General features: G+C 69.6%; 14 protein-coding genes. 6 read left to right on the forward strand and 8 right to left on the reverse strand.

All coding sequences use genetic code 11. The features are described from left to right. Positions 1-22 precede the first annotated feature (22 nt). On the reverse strand, positions 23-1,045 hold the full coding sequence (locus JLI01S_RS07145) for a dipeptidase (RefSeq protein ID WP_068262208.1): 1,023 nt from the start codon (positions 1,043-1,045) through the stop codon (positions 23-25). A 46-nt stretch (positions 1,046-1,091) separates the two neighbouring features. Between JLI01S_RS07145 and JLI01S_RS07150 the strand changes: the two genes are divergently transcribed. Continuing rightward, positions 1,092-2,123 carry a P1 family peptidase gene (locus JLI01S_RS07150; protein ID WP_068262211.1) on the forward strand — a complete coding sequence of 344 codons (1,032 nt, stop codon included), beginning with the start codon at positions 1,092-1,094 and terminating at the stop codon, positions 2,121-2,123. On the opposite strand, the gene JLI01S_RS07155 is transcribed toward JLI01S_RS07150, so the two are convergent. Together JLI01S_RS07155 and guaB are read right to left on the reverse strand one after the other, a co-directional pair. Beyond that, positions 2,107-3,084, reverse strand: a complete 978-nt coding sequence (locus JLI01S_RS07155) for a hypothetical protein (protein WP_068262219.1) — start codon at positions 3,082-3,084, stop codon at positions 2,107-2,109. The genes JLI01S_RS07150 and JLI01S_RS07155 overlap by 17 nt on opposite strands. Positions 3,085-3,095: 11 nt before the next feature. Next, positions 3,096-4,637: an IMP dehydrogenase gene (guaB, locus tag JLI01S_RS07160; protein ID WP_068262222.1), complete on the reverse strand. Its 1,542-nt coding sequence runs from the start codon at positions 4,635-4,637 to the stop codon at positions 3,096-3,098. 178 nt (positions 4,638-4,815) lie between these two features. Between guaB and JLI01S_RS07165 the strand changes: the two genes are divergently transcribed. Both JLI01S_RS07165 and JLI01S_RS07170 read left to right on the forward strand, forming a co-directional pair. Next, on the forward strand, positions 4,816-5,118 hold the full coding sequence (locus JLI01S_RS07165; protein ID WP_068262224.1) for a WhiB family transcriptional regulator: 303 nt from the start codon (positions 4,816-4,818) through the stop codon (positions 5,116-5,118). A gap of 31 nt (positions 5,119-5,149) precedes the next feature. Next, positions 5,150-5,395 (forward strand): RNA-binding S4 domain-containing protein, encoded by a 246-nt coding sequence (locus tag JLI01S_RS07170; protein WP_068262232.1) that lies wholly within the window; start codon positions 5,150-5,152, stop codon positions 5,393-5,395. Between the two features lie 12 nt (positions 5,396-5,407). Here the strand turns inward: JLI01S_RS07170 and JLI01S_RS07175 are convergent, their stop codons facing one another. Further along, positions 5,408-6,103: an aspartate/glutamate racemase family protein gene (locus JLI01S_RS07175; protein ID WP_068262246.1), complete on the reverse strand. Its 696-nt coding sequence runs from the start codon at positions 6,101-6,103 to the stop codon at positions 5,408-5,410. A gap of 118 nt (positions 6,104-6,221) precedes the next feature. Here JLI01S_RS07175 and serA point away from each other — a divergent pair, with 118 nt between their 5' ends. After that, a complete protein-coding gene (gene serA / locus JLI01S_RS07180; RefSeq protein WP_068262247.1) occupies positions 6,222-7,424 on the forward strand; it encodes a phosphoglycerate dehydrogenase in 1,203 nt (400 codons plus the stop codon). 132 nt (positions 7,425-7,556) lie between these two features. On the opposite strand, the gene groL is transcribed toward serA, so the two are convergent. Together groL and groES are read right to left on the reverse strand one after the other, a co-directional pair. Further along, a complete protein-coding gene (groL, locus tag JLI01S_RS07185; RefSeq protein WP_068262249.1) occupies positions 7,557-9,164 on the reverse strand; it encodes a chaperonin GroEL in 1,608 nt (535 codons plus the stop codon). 107 nt (positions 9,165-9,271) lie between these two features. Continuing rightward, on the reverse strand, positions 9,272-9,565 hold the full coding sequence (gene groES / locus JLI01S_RS07190; protein ID WP_068262252.1) for a co-chaperone GroES: 294 nt from the start codon (positions 9,563-9,565) through the stop codon (positions 9,272-9,274). Between the two features lie 181 nt (positions 9,566-9,746). Here groES and JLI01S_RS07195 point away from each other — a divergent pair, with 181 nt between their 5' ends. Continuing rightward, positions 9,747-10,994 carry a class I SAM-dependent methyltransferase gene (locus JLI01S_RS07195; RefSeq protein WP_068262254.1) on the forward strand — a complete coding sequence of 416 codons (1,248 nt, stop codon included), beginning with the start codon at positions 9,747-9,749 and terminating at the stop codon, positions 10,992-10,994. Between the two features lie 244 nt (positions 10,995-11,238). Here the strand turns inward: JLI01S_RS07195 and JLI01S_RS07200 are convergent, their stop codons facing one another. Both JLI01S_RS07200 and JLI01S_RS07205 read right to left on the reverse strand, forming a co-directional pair. Continuing rightward, a complete protein-coding gene (locus tag JLI01S_RS07200; RefSeq protein ID WP_169797299.1) occupies positions 11,239-12,723 on the reverse strand; it encodes a DUF11 domain-containing protein in 1,485 nt (494 codons plus the stop codon). A gap of 180 nt (positions 12,724-12,903) precedes the next feature. After that, a complete protein-coding gene (locus tag JLI01S_RS07205; protein ID WP_068262265.1) occupies positions 12,904-13,149 on the reverse strand; it encodes a hypothetical protein in 246 nt (81 codons plus the stop codon). Between JLI01S_RS07205 and JLI01S_RS07210 the strand changes: the two genes are divergently transcribed. After that, positions 13,148-14,161, forward strand: coding sequence for a glycoside hydrolase family 3 N-terminal domain-containing protein (locus JLI01S_RS07210; RefSeq protein WP_068262273.1), 1,014 nt, complete (start codon positions 13,148-13,150; stop codon positions 14,159-14,161). The genes JLI01S_RS07205 and JLI01S_RS07210 overlap by 2 nt on opposite strands. Positions 14,162-14,170: the final 9 nt, after the last annotated feature.

Below are 14,170 nucleotides of genomic sequence, written 5' to 3' on the forward strand. Positions count from 1 at the left end.
GCGAAGCAACCGTCTCGAAGGGTCAGACCTGCGTCGCCTCGAGGACCCGCAGCACGTTGCCGTGCGCCAGCGCCTCGAGGTCGGCGCGTGACCAGCCTCGCTCCCCCAGCGCAGCGAGCAACCGCGGATAGCTCGCGACGTCCTCCAGGCCGACCGGGGTCTCGTCGACCCCGTCGTAGTCGGCGCCGATGCCCACGTGCTCGATCCCCACGACCTCGCGCAGGTGCTCGAAGTGCGCCACGACGTGCTCGATCGTCGCGACCGGTTCCGGGACGACATCGGTGCGCCCGAGGGACGCGTCGGCACGTGCCTGGTTGACGAACTTCGGCACGACATTGGCCATGACGATGCCACCGTTGGCGGGGATCCGCTCGAGGACGTCGTCCGGGACATTGCGCGGGTGGTCGCAGATCGCCCGCGCGCCGGAGTGGCTGAACATCACCGGTAGCCAGGAGGCATCCAGCGCGTGGTGCATCGTCTCGGCGCTCACGTGGGAGAGATCGACGATGACGCCGAGGTCGTTCATCCGCGCGACGACCTCGCGACCGAAGTCCGTCAGGCCGCCGTGGACCCGCTTGTCGGTCGCCGAGTCCGCCCACTGCGTGTTGTCGTTGTGGGTCAGGGTCATGTACCTCGCGCCGCGATCGGCGAAGTCGGCCAGGTGGTCCAGCGAGCCGTTGATGGAGTGCCCGCCCTCCATCCCGATGAGGGCGGCGTGCCTCCCTTCGCTCCAGGCGGCGTGCACGTCCGCGGCGGTGCGGGCCGCGACCATCTCGTCGTAGCGATCGCAGAGCGCACCCACGAAGTCGATCTGCTCGTGGGTCGCCGCGACGGCGTCCTCACCCTCCATGGAGCACGGCACCCAGACCGACCAGAGCTGCGCCGCCAGTCCGCCCTCACGCATGCGCGGCAGGTCGGTGTGCAGGTGTGTCTGCGGCTGCGCGATGTCGCACACGTCGAGGTCGTAACCGGCCACCTCGCGGTGGTGCCACGGCAGGTCGTTGTGGCCGTCGAGGACGCGGATCGGTTCGCTGCTCGTCGTCATCGCACCAGTCAACCGCACACCGTCGCCCACCGGGCATGCTGGGGGCATGCGCCCCGGAGCTCACAACGCCATCACCGATGTCCCAGGAGTACGGGTCGGGCACGCCACCCGTGATCAGACGGGCTGGCTGACCGGCACGACCGTCATCACGCCCCCGGTTGGGACCACCGGTGGGGTCGACGTACGCGGCGGCGGCCCCGGGACCCGCGAGACCGATCTGCTCGACCCGCGCAACGTCGTCGACGCGGTCGACGCGATCGTGCTGTCGGGGGGCAGTGCCTTCGGCCTGTCGACCGCGGACGGCGTGATGTCGGCGCTGGCGGACGAAGGGAGGGGCTGGCCCGTGGGTGGACCCGGCCAGATCGTGCCGATCGTGCCGGCGGCGATCCTCTTCGACCTGGGTCGCGGTGGCTCCTGGCGACACCACCCCGGACCCGACGAGGGCCGGGCTGCGTACCTCGCCGCCAGCGACGGCCCGGTGGACGAAGGGAGTGTCGGCGCCGGCACCGGAGCCCGCGCCGGTGGTCTGCGGGGCGGCATCGGGACGGCCAGTCTCGTGCTCGACTCGGGAGTGACCGTCGGGGCGATCGTGGTGGTCAATGCCGTCGGCTCTCCCATGGGACCTGATGGTCGACTGCTCGGCGAGCGCCTGATGGCCCCCGGTGAGGCCGACGTCCCGGTGCCGGATCCCGTTGCGGTGCAAGCGCACTGGCAGCGCCAGGCGGACGAGGCGCGGGCCCTGCAGGCGGGGACCGCCACCACGTTGGCCGTCGTCGCGACCGACGCGTCCCTCGACAAGGCCGGCTGCGCGACGCTCGCGGGCGTGGCCCACGACGGCTTCGCGCGGGCACTGTCCCCGGTACACACGGCCTTCGACGGCGACACCGTCTTCGCCCTGTCGACGGGCGACCGGCCCCGACCCTCCCCCTTCGAGCTCGTGGCCGTGCAGACCGCCGCCGCCGACTGCGTGACCCGGGCGATCGTGCGGGGGATGCTCGCGGCACGGTCGGTCGACCGCACCCCCGACGGGGGCGCCGCCCTGCCGTCCTACCGGGAGTCGATCAGTCGGTCAGGCTGAGGTCGGGAGGCTGGTCGTGGACGTCGAGGTCGCGGTCCGGTCCGCTCGGGATGTGGTGGGCCAGCTCATGCTTGCAGATCCAACCGCACAGCACCATGAGCGGGAAGCAGATGAGGGCGACGCCGGGGTAGTCCTCGCGCATGACCACTCCCGTGTACGCCAGGAGCGCGAGGACCACGGCCCCGACGAAGCCGCTCGTGCCCTGCCACTGCGCGAGGTCGCTGCGGCTGCTGCGCGTCCGCAGCCAGCGGTGGCGCAGGAGCTGGTGGGCCTCCATGAGGACCCAGCCGATCGGGAGCAGGAGCATCGGTAGCAGGCCCCACATGGCGTCGACGCGGTCCTGCAGCTCGACGAGCACGACCACCACCACGAGGGACAGCGGCAGCCACCCGTAGAGGCAGGTCAACGCCGTCAGGCGCAGCAGGCGAAGGGGGCGGGACCACGGGCCGGTCGGCACCGCGGCCGGGACGTCCGTGCCCGCCTCGCGTCGACGCAGTGCCGCCGAGCGCAGCTCCTGCTCGGTCATCGCGGTGGTGGCCACCTCGTCGTCGCCCTCCGACGCTGACCGCTGGTGCTCGACCGCCCTCTCGCGGGCGCGGGTGTCGGCGGCCACCTGCTCGACGAAGCGCTGCCGCTCGGGCGGTGGTGACCACCGGTCGATCCGCAGCTCGTTGCCGAGGACGTCGACGTGGACGTGCTCGTCCTTGAGCTCGCGCCAGGCCGACCTCGTCATCGAGCCGATCACCGTCACTGCGCACAGGACGAACCAGACGGCGAATGTCGGCCAGTGGGTGTCCGGATCCGTCTGCCCCTCGATGGGCATCCGGGTGAGCATCATGAGCGCGAAGGCGAGCACGACCATGAGGCCCAGCGTCATGGCCAGCCCAGCGCCCTGCACGAGCCACCAACCGACACCGATCTGCTTCGGTGCGGCGATCGGGGCGGGCTGGTGGTGGTCCACCCGTGCTCCCGTCAGCCGAGGCTGTAGTTGGGCGCCTCGACGACGCCCTGGATGTCGTGCGGGTGGCTCTCCTTGAGCGAGGCCGAGGTGATCCGCACGAACTTGCCCTTGGCCTGCAGCTCGGGGATGGTGCCGGCGCCGACGTAGAACATCGACTGCCGCAGCCCCCCGACCATCTGGTGGGCGACCTGTGCGAGCGTGCCGCGGTAGGAGACCCGGCCCTCGACGCCCTCGGGCACGAGCTGGTCGTCGCTGGTGACCTCGGCCTGGAAGTAGCGGTCCTTGGAGAAGGACTTCTTGCCACGGCTGCTCATCGCACCGAGGCTGCCCATGCCGCGGTAGGCCTTGAACTGCTTGCCGTTGACGAAGATCAGCTCGCCGGGGCTCTCCTCGCAACCGGCCAGCATCGAGCCGACCATGACGGTCTCGGCGCCGGCGACGATCGCCTTGGCGATGTCACCGGACTGCTGCAGGCCACCGTCGGCGATGACCGGGACGCCGGCGGGACGGGCGGCGAGCGACGCGTCGTAGACGGCCGTGACCTGAGGGGCCCCGACCCCGGTGACGATGCGGGTGGTGCAGATCGAGCCCGGCCCGACGCCGACCTTGATCGCGTCGACACCCACGTCGATGAAGGCCTGGGCGCCCTCGCGAGTGGCGACATTGCCGCCGATGACCTGGACGTGCTTGGTGGCCGGGTCACTCTTCAGCCGCTCGCACATCTCGAGCAGGAGCTTGACGTGGCCGTGGGCGGTGTCGGCTACGAGGACGTCGACACCGGCGTCGATGAGCGTCGTCGCGCGCTCCCAGGCGTCGCCGAAGTAGCCGATGGCCGCACCGACGAGCAGGCGACCCTGACCGTCCTTGCTCGCGTTGGGGAACTGCTCGCTCTTGACGAAGTCCTTGACGGTGATGAGCCCGGCGAGACGGCCCTGGTCGTCGACGATCGGCAGCCGTTCGCGCTTGTGCTGCCGCAGCAGCAGCGTGGCGTCCTCGTTGGAGATGCCCACGGGAGCGGTGATGAGCGGCATGTTCGTCATGACGTCGCGCACGAGGGTGGTCGACCACTCGGCAACGGGGGTGAACCGCAGGTCGCGGTTGGTGATGATGCCGATGAGGACGTTGTCCCCCTCGACCACCGGGAGGCCGGACACGCGGTACTCGCCACAGATCTGGTCGAGTTCGTCGAGGGTCGCATCGGGACCGATGACGACCGGGTTGGTGATCATGCCGGTCTGCGTCCGCTTCACGAGGTCGACCTGGTAGGCCTGGTCCTCGATCGACAGGTTGCGGTGCAGGACACCGATCCCGCCCTGGCGAGCCATCGCGATCGCCATGCGCGACTCGGTGACGGTGTCCATCGCCGCCGAGATGAGCGGCGTCCTGAGGCTGATCTCGCGCGTCAGGCGGCTCGTGGTGTCGAGGTCGCCGGGGGCCAGCTCGCTGTAGCCGGGCAGGAGGAGCACGTCGTCGTAGGTGAGACCGACCTTGGCGAAGGGGTTCGGGCCTTGGGCCCCAGTGTCGTCACGGTCCGTGGGGTTGCCGAAATCCATTTCCCTATCGTAGGCCACCCCCACGACGCCTCCGGACCTGACCATCTCCTGACCAAACCCTTCATTTCCGGTGCCAATCCATACCTTCTGGACGACCTCTGTTGGCGTCGATCTCCTTAGGTTGGCCATCAGAAGCGGGGAACGGCACCCGCCGAGGCTTGATGCACGGAGGAAGATCATGGGACACATCGACAGCGCGCCCGGCCCGGTGGCCGACCTGTGGGAGTGGCAGTTCGAGGGTGCGTGCCGCGACATCGGCAGCGAGTCCTTCTACCACCCCGACGGTGAGCGAGGAGCCGCCCGACGGCTTCGCGACGCCGCGGCCAAGGAGGTCTGCGCCAGCTGCCCGGTCATGACCGCGTGCCGCAACCACGCCCTGGCCATCCGTGAGCCCTTCGGCGTCTGGGGCGGCCTCACCGAGGACGAGCGGCAGCTCCTGCTCGCCGAGCGCGACATCGCCAGCGCCGGCCTCGCTGGCTGAGCCGACCCCCTTCGCGACCTAGGCTGGTCGGGTGACATCTCCTGAACCGGTCCACATCCGCGACGAGTCCATCCGCCTCGGCCAGCTGCTCAAGCTCGCCGGGCTCGTGGAGGACGGCGTCATGGCCCGTGAGGTCATCGCAGCCGGTGAGGTGAGCGTCGACGGCGAGCCCGAGACCCGCCGCGGCGCACAGATCCGCGCCGGCAGCGTCGTCGAGCTCGCCGGCCAGCAGATCACGGTCGTCACCGGAGAGGCCGAGATCGACGTCCCCTGGTGACGACGCTCCTGCTCAGCCCTCGGTGAGCATCCAGTCGAGCGCCCGGTCGACGTGGATCGCCGTGGTGTCGTGCATCGGCACCGGGCAGTCGTCCTCGTCGATGAGCAGGCCGATCTCGGTACCGGCCAGGACGACGCACTCGGCGCCCCGGTCGGCCATCCCGCGCATGATCGTGCGCAGTTCACGTCGTGAGGAGTCCTTGATCACGCCGTGGACGAGCTCCTCGTAGATGATCCGGTCGACCTCGGGGCGCTGGCCCTCCTCCGGCAGGATCACCTCGATCCCCCGCTGCTCGAAGGGAGTCGTGTAGAAGTCCCCCGCCATCGTCGTCGCCGTGGCGACGAGCCCGACCTTGCGCTGGTGCGAGGCCTCGACCCGGCTCGCGGTCGCCTTGGCGATGTGGAGGAAGGGGATGTCGACGGACTCCTCGATCCGGTCGGCCACGGCGTGCATCGTGTTGGCGGCCAAGAGGAAGCCCTCGGCTCCCCCGGCCTGCAGCCCCCTGGCCGCCTCGATGAGGACCTCGGCCATCGCGTCCCAGTCACCGGCGTTCTCGGCGTCGTCGATCGGCTGGAAGTCGACGCTGTGGATGAGCACCCTGGCGCTGTGCAACCCGCCGAGGCGCGCGTCGACCCCTTCGTTGAGGCGACGGTAGTACTCCGCCGTCGCAGACCAGCCCATACCGCCGAGGACACCGAGTAGACGCATGGGCCCACCATAGTCAGCGGCCTTGTACCCGTGGGGTTTCAGTTCCGCACAAGGGATCCGGGTTTCGGATGGCGGGCGCGTGCGAGGTCACATCAGGGGCAGGCATACCCTTCAGGGCGTGAAGGTCCTGCTGCTCGAAAACATCCATGACGCTGCCCACGAGGCCCTGACTGACGCCGGCTTCGATGTCGAGACCCGCTCCGGCGCCCTCGACGAGGCCGAGCTGATCGCCGCCCTGGAGGGGGTCGACATGGTCGGCATCCGCTCCAAGACGCACGTGACGCGAGCCGTCCTCGAGGCTCGCCCAGAGCTGAAGGCCATCGGCGCCTTCTGCATCGGCACCAACCAGATCGACCTCGATGCGGCCGCCCAGGCCGGCACGGTCGTCTTCAACGCTCCCTTCTCCAACACGCGCAGCGTCGTCGAGCTGGCTCTGGGCGAGATCATCTCGCTGGCCCGCCACCTGACCGACAAGAATGCCGCGCTGCACGCCGGCGTCTGGGACAAATCGGCCAAGGGCGCGCACGAGGTGCGCGGCCGCACGCTCGGCATCATCGGCTACGGCAACATCGGCGCCCAGCTGTCCGTGGTCGCCGAGGCCTTCGGGATGCACGTCTCCTTCTACGACCTCGAGGACAAGCTGCCTCTGGGCAACGCGACCAAGGTCGACACCCTCGACGAGCTGCTCGAGACCTGCGAGACGATCACGCTGCACGTCGACGGCCGGGCGGGCAACGCCGGCAACTTCGGCGCCGAGCAGTTCGCCAAGATGCTGCCGCGCAGCCTCTTCCTCAACCTCTCCCGCGGATTCGTCGTCGACCTCGAGGCCCTGCGCGACAACCTGGTCTCCGGGCACATCGCCGGCGCGGCCGTGGACGTCTTCCCCACCGAGCCCAAGAAGGCCGGCGACCCCTTCGAGAACTGCCTGCAGGGCATCCCCAATGTCATCCTCACCCCGCACGTCGGGGGCTCCACCGAGGAGGCGCAGCTCGACATCGGGCGCTATGTCTCCGGCAAGCTGCGCGACTGGGCGAGCACCGGTGCGACGACGATGTCGGTCAACGTCCCGGCCGTCGCCGCTCCTGTCGCCACTGGCGGCACCCGCATCCTCCACCTGCACAAGAACGTCCCCGGCGTCCTGGCCCGGGTCAACACGATCCTGTCCGAGGGTGACGTCAACATCGACAGCCAGCAGCTGAGCACCCGTGGTGAATTCGGCTATGCCGTGACCGACCTCGCGAGCAACCTGCCGGCTGACACCGAGCAGCGCCTGCGCGACCTCGAGGAGACCGTCGAGGTCCGGGTCATCGTCACGACCTGACCCTCCCCCTTCCACGAGTAGAGGTGGTGGCGACCGGATAGTCGGTCGCCACCACCTCTTTCTCATGTCAAGCACGACGAAGGGGGTCACCCACCAGGCGGTGGGTGACCCCCTTCGGGTCAGATCAGAAGATCAGTGGGAGTGACCGTGGCCGGCAGCCTCGGGCTCCTCCTCCTTCTTCTCCACGACGAGGGCGTCGGTGGTCAGGACCATCGACGCGATCGACGCGGCGTTGATGAGCGCCGAGCGGGTGACCTTGACCGGGTCGATGACGCCTTGGCCGATGAGGTCGCCGTACTCGCCCGTCGCGGCGTTCAGGCCCTGACCGGGGGTCAGCTCCTGGACCTTGGCGACGGCGACGTAGCCCTCGAGGCCGGCGTTCTCGGCGATCCAGCGCAGCGGCTCGACAGCAGCGGTGCGCACGATGTTGGCACCGACCTTCTCGTCACCCTCGAGCTCGAGGGCGTCGAGGACGGCCACGGCGTGGGCCAGCGAGGAGCCACCGCCAGCGACGATGCCCTCCTCGATCGCCGCGCGGGTCGCGGAGATCGCGTCCTCGATCCGGTGCTTCTTCTCCTTGAGCTCGACCTCGGTGTGGGCACCGACCTGGATGACGCAGACGCCACCGGCGAGCTTGGCGAGACGCTCCTGGAGCTTCTCACGGTCCCAGTCGGAGTCGGTGCGCTCGATCTCGGCCTTGATCTGGTTGACCCGACCGGTGACCTCGCTGGCGTCGCCCTGACCATCGATGATCGTCGTGTTGTCCTTGGTGACGACGACGCGACGGGCCTGACCGAGGTCCTCGAGGGAGACCTGGTCGAGCTTGAGGCCGACCTCCTCGGCGATGACCTGTCCACCGGTGAGGATGGCCATGTCCTGCAGCATCGCCTTGCGGCGGTCGCCGAAGCCGGGAGCCTTGACGGCCGCGACGTTGAAGATGCCCTTGAGCTTGTTGACCACGAGGGTCGAGAGCGCCTCGCCGTCGATGTCCTCGGCGATGATCAGCAGCGGCTTGCCGGACTGCACGACCTTCTCGAGCACCGGGAGGATGTCCTGGATCGTGGAGATCTTGCCCTGGTTGATCAGGACGTAGGCGTCCTCGAGGACACCCTCCATGCGCTCCGGGTCGGTGACGAAGTAGGGGCTGATGTAGCCCTTGTCGAACTGCATGCCCTCGGTGAAGTCGAGGGAGGTCTCGGCGGTAGAGGACTCCTCGACGGTGATGACGCCGTCCTTGCCGACCTTGTCGAAGGCCTCGGCGATGGTGGCGCCGATGCCCTGGTCCTGGGCGGAGAGCGAGGCGACCTGAGCGATCTCGTCCTTGCCGTCGACCTCACGGGCGATCTCGAGCAGGCGAGCGGCGACGGCCTCGACGGCCTTGTCGATGCCGCGCTTGAGGCCGGACGGGGCGGCGCCTGCAGCAACATTGCGCAGGCCCTCCTTGACCATGGCCTGGGCGAGGACGGTCGCGGTGGTCGTGCCGTCACCGGCGACGTCGTTGGTCTTGGTCGCGACCTCCTTGGCGAGCTGCGCGCCGAGGTTCTCGTACGGGTCCTCGAGCTCGATCTCGCGAGCGATGGTCACGCCATCGTTGGTGATGGTGGGCGCGCCCCATGCCTTGTCGATGACGACATTGCGGCCCTTGGGGCCGAGCGTCACCTTGACGGCATTGGCGAGCTGGTCGACGCCACGCTGGAGGGCGTCACGGGCGGAGTCGTTGAACTCCAGTTCCTTGGCCATGTCTGTCCTTTGGTTCTACGAAGGGGGAATGAGCGACGCCCCGGAGGGACCCGGGAGGGCCCGCACCCGGGGCGTCAGCTGCGTACTGCTGCGAGCGTCAGATCGCTTCAGGAAACGATCGCGAGGACGTCGCGCGCGGAGAGGATCAGGTACTCCGTACCGGCGTGCTTGATCTCGGTGCCGCCGTACTTGGAGTAGACGACGCGGTCACCGACCGCGATGTCCATGGGGACACGCTCGCCGGCGTCGTTGAAGCGGCCGGGGCCGATCGCAACGACCTCGCCCTCCTGCGGCTTCTCCTTGGCGGTGTCCGGGATGACGAGACCGGACGCGGTGGTCTGCTCGGCCTCGACGGACTGGACCACGATGCGGTCCTCGAGCGGCTTGATGGAAACCGACACGCTGACTCCTTATAAGTGAGGGTCGTGAACTTGAGTTCTTGGGTGTGCGTGACCGGTCGCCGTCGCGGGGGTCGACCTGTCGTGCATCTGGCACTCGCCTTCGGTGAGTGCCAGTGCCAAATCTAGGCGGAGCGCTGGCACTCGGTCAACCCGAGTGCCAATCCGCAGTCCGTGCGTGACAATGGACGACGTGGACCTGACGACCGTGCGCTGGCTGGCCTCCCCGGAGGGCCATGCCGCGCTGCACGATCTGCCCGCCTACAGCGAGGCTGACGCCGTCACCCAGGCCACCCGGCTGCGGGGCACCGGCCTCTCCCCCGAGCAGGTCTCCGCCCTCCTGACGCAAAAGCGCCTCCAGGGTCGCGCGCAGGACAAGTTCGGCGAGTTCGCCGAGGGCATGCTCTTCACCCCCGACGGGCTCGAGCAGGCCAGTCGGCTCGAGGTCGCCGCCACCCACGCCGGCCGCTACGCCGCAGCCAGCCTGGCCACGGTCCACGATCTCGGGTGCGGCATCGGATCGGACGCCATGGCGATGAGCGCCCTCGGCGTCACCGTCCACGGAGTCGACGCCGACCCCCTCACCGCGGCCATCGCGGACGTCAACCTGCGTCCGTGGCCGGACAGCCGGGCCCGCACCGGGGTGGCTGAGGACTTCGACGCACCCATGGACCCCCTGCACTCCCGCGCCGGGGTGTGGCTCGACCCCGCCCGACGGACTCCGGGCGTCACCGACCGGACGGGACGCACCCGTCGCGTCTTCCGCCTCGACGAGATCGCGCCCTCGTGGGACTTCGTCCTCTCCGTCGCACGGGATGTCCCGGCGACGGGCGCCAAGCTGAGCCCCTCCCTTCCCCACGACATCCCGCCGCTCGGCACAGAGGCACAGTGGACCTCCTGGCAGGGCAGCGTCCTGGAGTGCACCGTCTGGTGGGGGCCCCTCGTCAAGCAGGCCGGCCGCAGCGCCCGCGTCCTGCGCAAGGGGGCGCCCCCGGTCGAGGTCGACCAGCGCACCTGCGAGGACGACCCGGCAGCGGCCGGCTCGCTCGAGGGCATCGGGCGGTGGCTCTACGAGGCGGACCGGGCCGTCAACCGTGCCGGACTCATCGGCACGGTGACCTCAGCCGTCTCCGGGATGGAGCTCGAGGCAGGGCTCGGCTATGTCACGAGCGACTCGGCGCTCGACCTCGGCCACGCGCGTCGCTACGAGGTCCTGGAGGCCATGCCCTTCGCCGTCAAGGGCCTGCGTGCCTGGCTGCGCGAGCGCAACATCACCGGCCTGACGATCAAGAAGCGGGGCATCCGCCTCGACGAGGACCAGCTGCGCAAGCAGCTGAAGATCGCCCGCCATGCCGGCAGCGGCGAGAGCGCGACCATCGTCCTCACGCGTGTCGCGGGCGCCCAGACCGTGCTCGTCGTCACGCCGGCCTGACGGGCTGGACCACCCCAGCCTCCGACCGACTGGAGGTACCTGCGGGTACGACGTGCACCTGCCGCGCCATGCATTCACGGATCCTCGAGAATCCAGGGATCCTGTCGTCCGTCGGCCGACGACTGCGCGTCGTACCCGCAGGTAGCCCTGGGCCCGACTGCTCTGGACTCCCCACGGACACGACGAGGCCCGCAGGAGCTGGTGCTCCTGCGGGCCTCGTCGGTCACGTGGACCGTGCCGTCACTCAGTGGCGGCGGGTCGGTCGCACTGCCGTCCAGCGCGCGGCGAGCAGCAGACCCAGGCCCGCGGTCCCCGCCAGGAGCAGGAGACCGGAGCCGCCCAGCCCCGATCCCATGGGGCCTCCGTCGGTCTGGACGACGCCGGGCGTCTGCGGCCCGTCGGTCGACGGGGTCGTGGTCGGCTGGGCCGTCGTGGTGGACGTGCTCGTCGGCGTGCTCGACGTGCTCGTGGTGGTGGACGTGCTCGTCGAGGTGCTGGTCCCTGTGGACGTGGTCGTCGAGGTGCTGGTCCCGGTCGACGTGGTCGACGTGGTCGTCGAGGTCGCCGCGGTGACCGTCACCGGGGCGGTGTCATCGGCAGAGACCACGGTGACGCCGGGGCCCTCGGCGCTCGCCGAGTTGGTGTAGGTCCCCGGGACGTCGGAGACCGTGGCCCGGAAGCTCAGGGTCGCCGTACCGGCCTCGCCACCCTCCGCGGCCGGCACCTGGTAGGTCCCCGTCCAGGACAGGTCCGAGGTGCCGGTCGGGTCGGCGGTGGTCAGACCTGTGGTGGACCCCGGCACGTAGGCGAATCCGTCGGGCAGGGAGTCGGTCACCGAGGTGATGGCCTGCTCGGTGGCACCCGCGTTGGACAAGGTGATCGTGTAGGTCACCTCGGAACCGGCCGGGGCTTGCGCCTGGTCGACGGTCTTGGTGACCGTCAGGGGCGTGGTGCCGACCGGGGAGAAGAAGGTCAGGCTCGACAGGGTCACCGTCGCTCCCTCGGTGATGTTGCGGGCCCAGGAGATCGCGATGCCGTTGTCGATCTCCTCATCGCAGCGACAGGTGTTGGGGAGCATCTCCCCCGTGCCGATGGCGCGCCAGACCTCGCCGTAGTTGGCCTCGATGTAGGCGCTGCCGCCGCTCAGCGGACGGAACCCCTCGACCCGCTCAGGATTGGCCGAGCCAGGCTGGGCCTTGCACACCGGGGAGTTGCCGTCGAGGACCTGACCCAGACCGCGGTCGCTGTCCTGCAGGTAGCAGTCACCACCGCGGAAGATGACGGCGTCACCAGAGGTGGCGCCACCGGTGATCTTGATGTCGGTGCGGTAGGCCGTGGCCCCACCGACATAGGAGTCGACCTGGGTGAGCCTCGCGCCGGTGTTGCCGAGAGCGACCGTGGTGGTGATGGTGTACGGGTCAGAGCTGGTCCCGGTGCCTGTCCTCCCGCTCTGGGAGACCGCGGTGAAGGGAACGTAGTTGGGCACGGACGTCGCACCGCTGCCTGCAGGGAGCTCCTGGGGTCCGTACAGGTTGCCGGCGAAGGCCACGAAGGTCCCGCACGCCACGTCGTCGTACCACTCGCCGTCACTATCACCCTGATAGCGCACATCGCAGTTCAGGGACGGCGAGATGATGATCGAGTTGAGCGGACCACCCGACTCGATCTCCGCCGCGGACGCCGCCGGCGCCAGCGCAAAACCCGTGAACAGGGCCAAGGCGGCAGCCATGAGCCACCTGAACATCACCACATGTATCCGCACAGCATCTCCCCAGAAAGTCAGCAATTCGTAAAGAACGTAGCGCTCTTCCGCTCCAAAGAACAGGTGCTGGGGGATGTGTCGCCGACAGTGACCCAATGGTGACCTGAGATCGCCCGGGTAGCCTGCGCTCATGCCGACCCGACCTCGTCACCTGACCCGCGCCGCCGCCGGCTTGGCCGTCCTCGCCCTCGTCGGGTGCGGCTCGGACTCCCCTGACGGACCGACCACCTCCAGCAGTGCCAGCTCCTCGACCTCCACGAGCGCCTCCAGCTCCTCCCCGGCGTCGTCATCGACAGCCTCCTCGAGCACCACACGCACCTCCTCCTCGACGTCGAGCTCCACCGCAGCCGGGCCCAGGGCCAGCGCGTGCGTCACGCAGATCCGCGAAGCCATGACTCCCACGCAGCAGGCCGGCCAGCTGCTCATGGCCGCCATGCAGCCGGGCTCCCCAGCCGGCCTCGACACCGCGATCTCCGAGCAGGGCCTCGGATCGATGCTCTATCTCGGCGGCTGGCAGGACTCCTCCACCGTCGCGGCTGCGAGCAGCCACCTGCAGGAGGTCTCCCCGACGGTCAAGGGCACCAAGGTCGGGATGCTCGTCTCCGCGGACCAGGAGGGGGGCGAGGTCCAGCAGCTGACCGGGTCCGGCTTCACCCCCTTGCCCTCCGGCCTCGAGCAGGCCCAGGACCCGAGCCTGCGGGCCTCCGCCAAGGCATGGGGCAGCGAGCTCAAGCAGGCCGGCGTCAACGTCAACCTCGCGCCTGTCGCCGACACGGTGCCCACCGACATCGGCCGTGCCAACGAGCCGATCGGCAAGTGGAGCCGCCAGTACGGCTCCACACCGGCCGCCGCGGGCAAGGGAGCTCTCGCCTTCGCGCAGGGCATGCAGGACGCCGGCGTCGAGCCGACGGTCAAGCACTTCCCCGGCATCGGCCGGATCACGGGCAACACCGACCTCACGGCCACGGGCATCAGCGACACGGTGGCGACGACCTCGGACCCCCACCTCGCCCCCTTCGCCCAGAACATCGAGGGCGGGACCCGGATCGTCATGGTCGGCTCGGCCCACTACCCGAAGATCGACGGCGAGACGCCGGCGCTGTTCTCCACCAAGATCGTGACCGGCATGCTGCGCAAGGACATGGGCTTCGACGGGGTCGCCATCACGGATGACGTCGGCGCTGCCAAGGCCGTCGCCGCGACGCCGGTCGGTGAGCGCGCGACGAAGTTCATCGCCGCCGGCGGTGACATCGTGCTCACCGCTGACCCCGCGCAGGTGCCCACGATGGTCACCGCCATCCAGACCAGGGCGAAGGGAGACCCCGCCTTCGCCAAGCAGGTCACCGCCTCGGTGACCCGGGTTCTCACCCTCAAGGAGGACATGGGCCTGCTGCGCTGCGGCTGAGGCCGCCCT

It is taken from the genome of Janibacter limosus NBRC 16128, from assembly GCF_001570985.1.
Classification (GTDB): Bacteria; Actinomycetota; Actinomycetes; order Actinomycetales; family Dermatophilaceae; genus Janibacter; species Janibacter limosus.

Bases quoted from the DNA above. Each gene is read 5' to 3' on its own strand.
- JLI01S_RS07145 (WP_068262208.1), bottom strand. From the start codon at position 1,045: ATGACGACGAGCAGCGAACCGATCCGCGTCCTCGACGGCCACAACGAC.
- JLI01S_RS07150 (WP_068262211.1), top strand. From the start codon at position 1,092: ATGCGCCCCGGAGCTCACAACGCCATCACCGATGTCCCAGGAGTACGG.
- guaB (WP_068262222.1), bottom strand. From the start codon at position 4,637: ATGGATTTCGGCAACCCCACGGACCGTGACGACACTGGGGCCCAAGGC.
- JLI01S_RS07165 (WP_068262224.1), top strand. From the start codon at position 4,816: ATGGGACACATCGACAGCGCGCCCGGCCCGGTGGCCGACCTGTGGGAG.
- JLI01S_RS07175 (WP_068262246.1), bottom strand. From the start codon at position 6,103: ATGCGTCTACTCGGTGTCCTCGGCGGTATGGGCTGGTCTGCGACGGCG.
- groL (WP_068262249.1), bottom strand. From the start codon at position 9,164: ATGGCCAAGGAACTGGAGTTCAACGACTCCGCCCGTGACGCCCTCCAG.
- JLI01S_RS07195 (WP_068262254.1), top strand. From the start codon at position 9,747: ATGGACGACGTGGACCTGACGACCGTGCGCTGGCTGGCCTCCCCGGAG.
- JLI01S_RS07200 (WP_169797299.1), bottom strand. From the start codon at position 12,723: ATGGCTGCCGCCTTGGCCCTGTTCACGGGTTTTGCGCTGGCGCCGGCG.
- JLI01S_RS07210 (WP_068262273.1), top strand. From the start codon at position 13,148: ATGACTCCCACGCAGCAGGCCGGCCAGCTGCTCATGGCCGCCATGCAG.
- JLI01S_RS07205 (WP_068262265.1), bottom strand. From the start codon at position 13,149: ATGGCTTCGCGGATCTGCGTGACGCACGCGCTGGCCCTGGGCCCGGCT.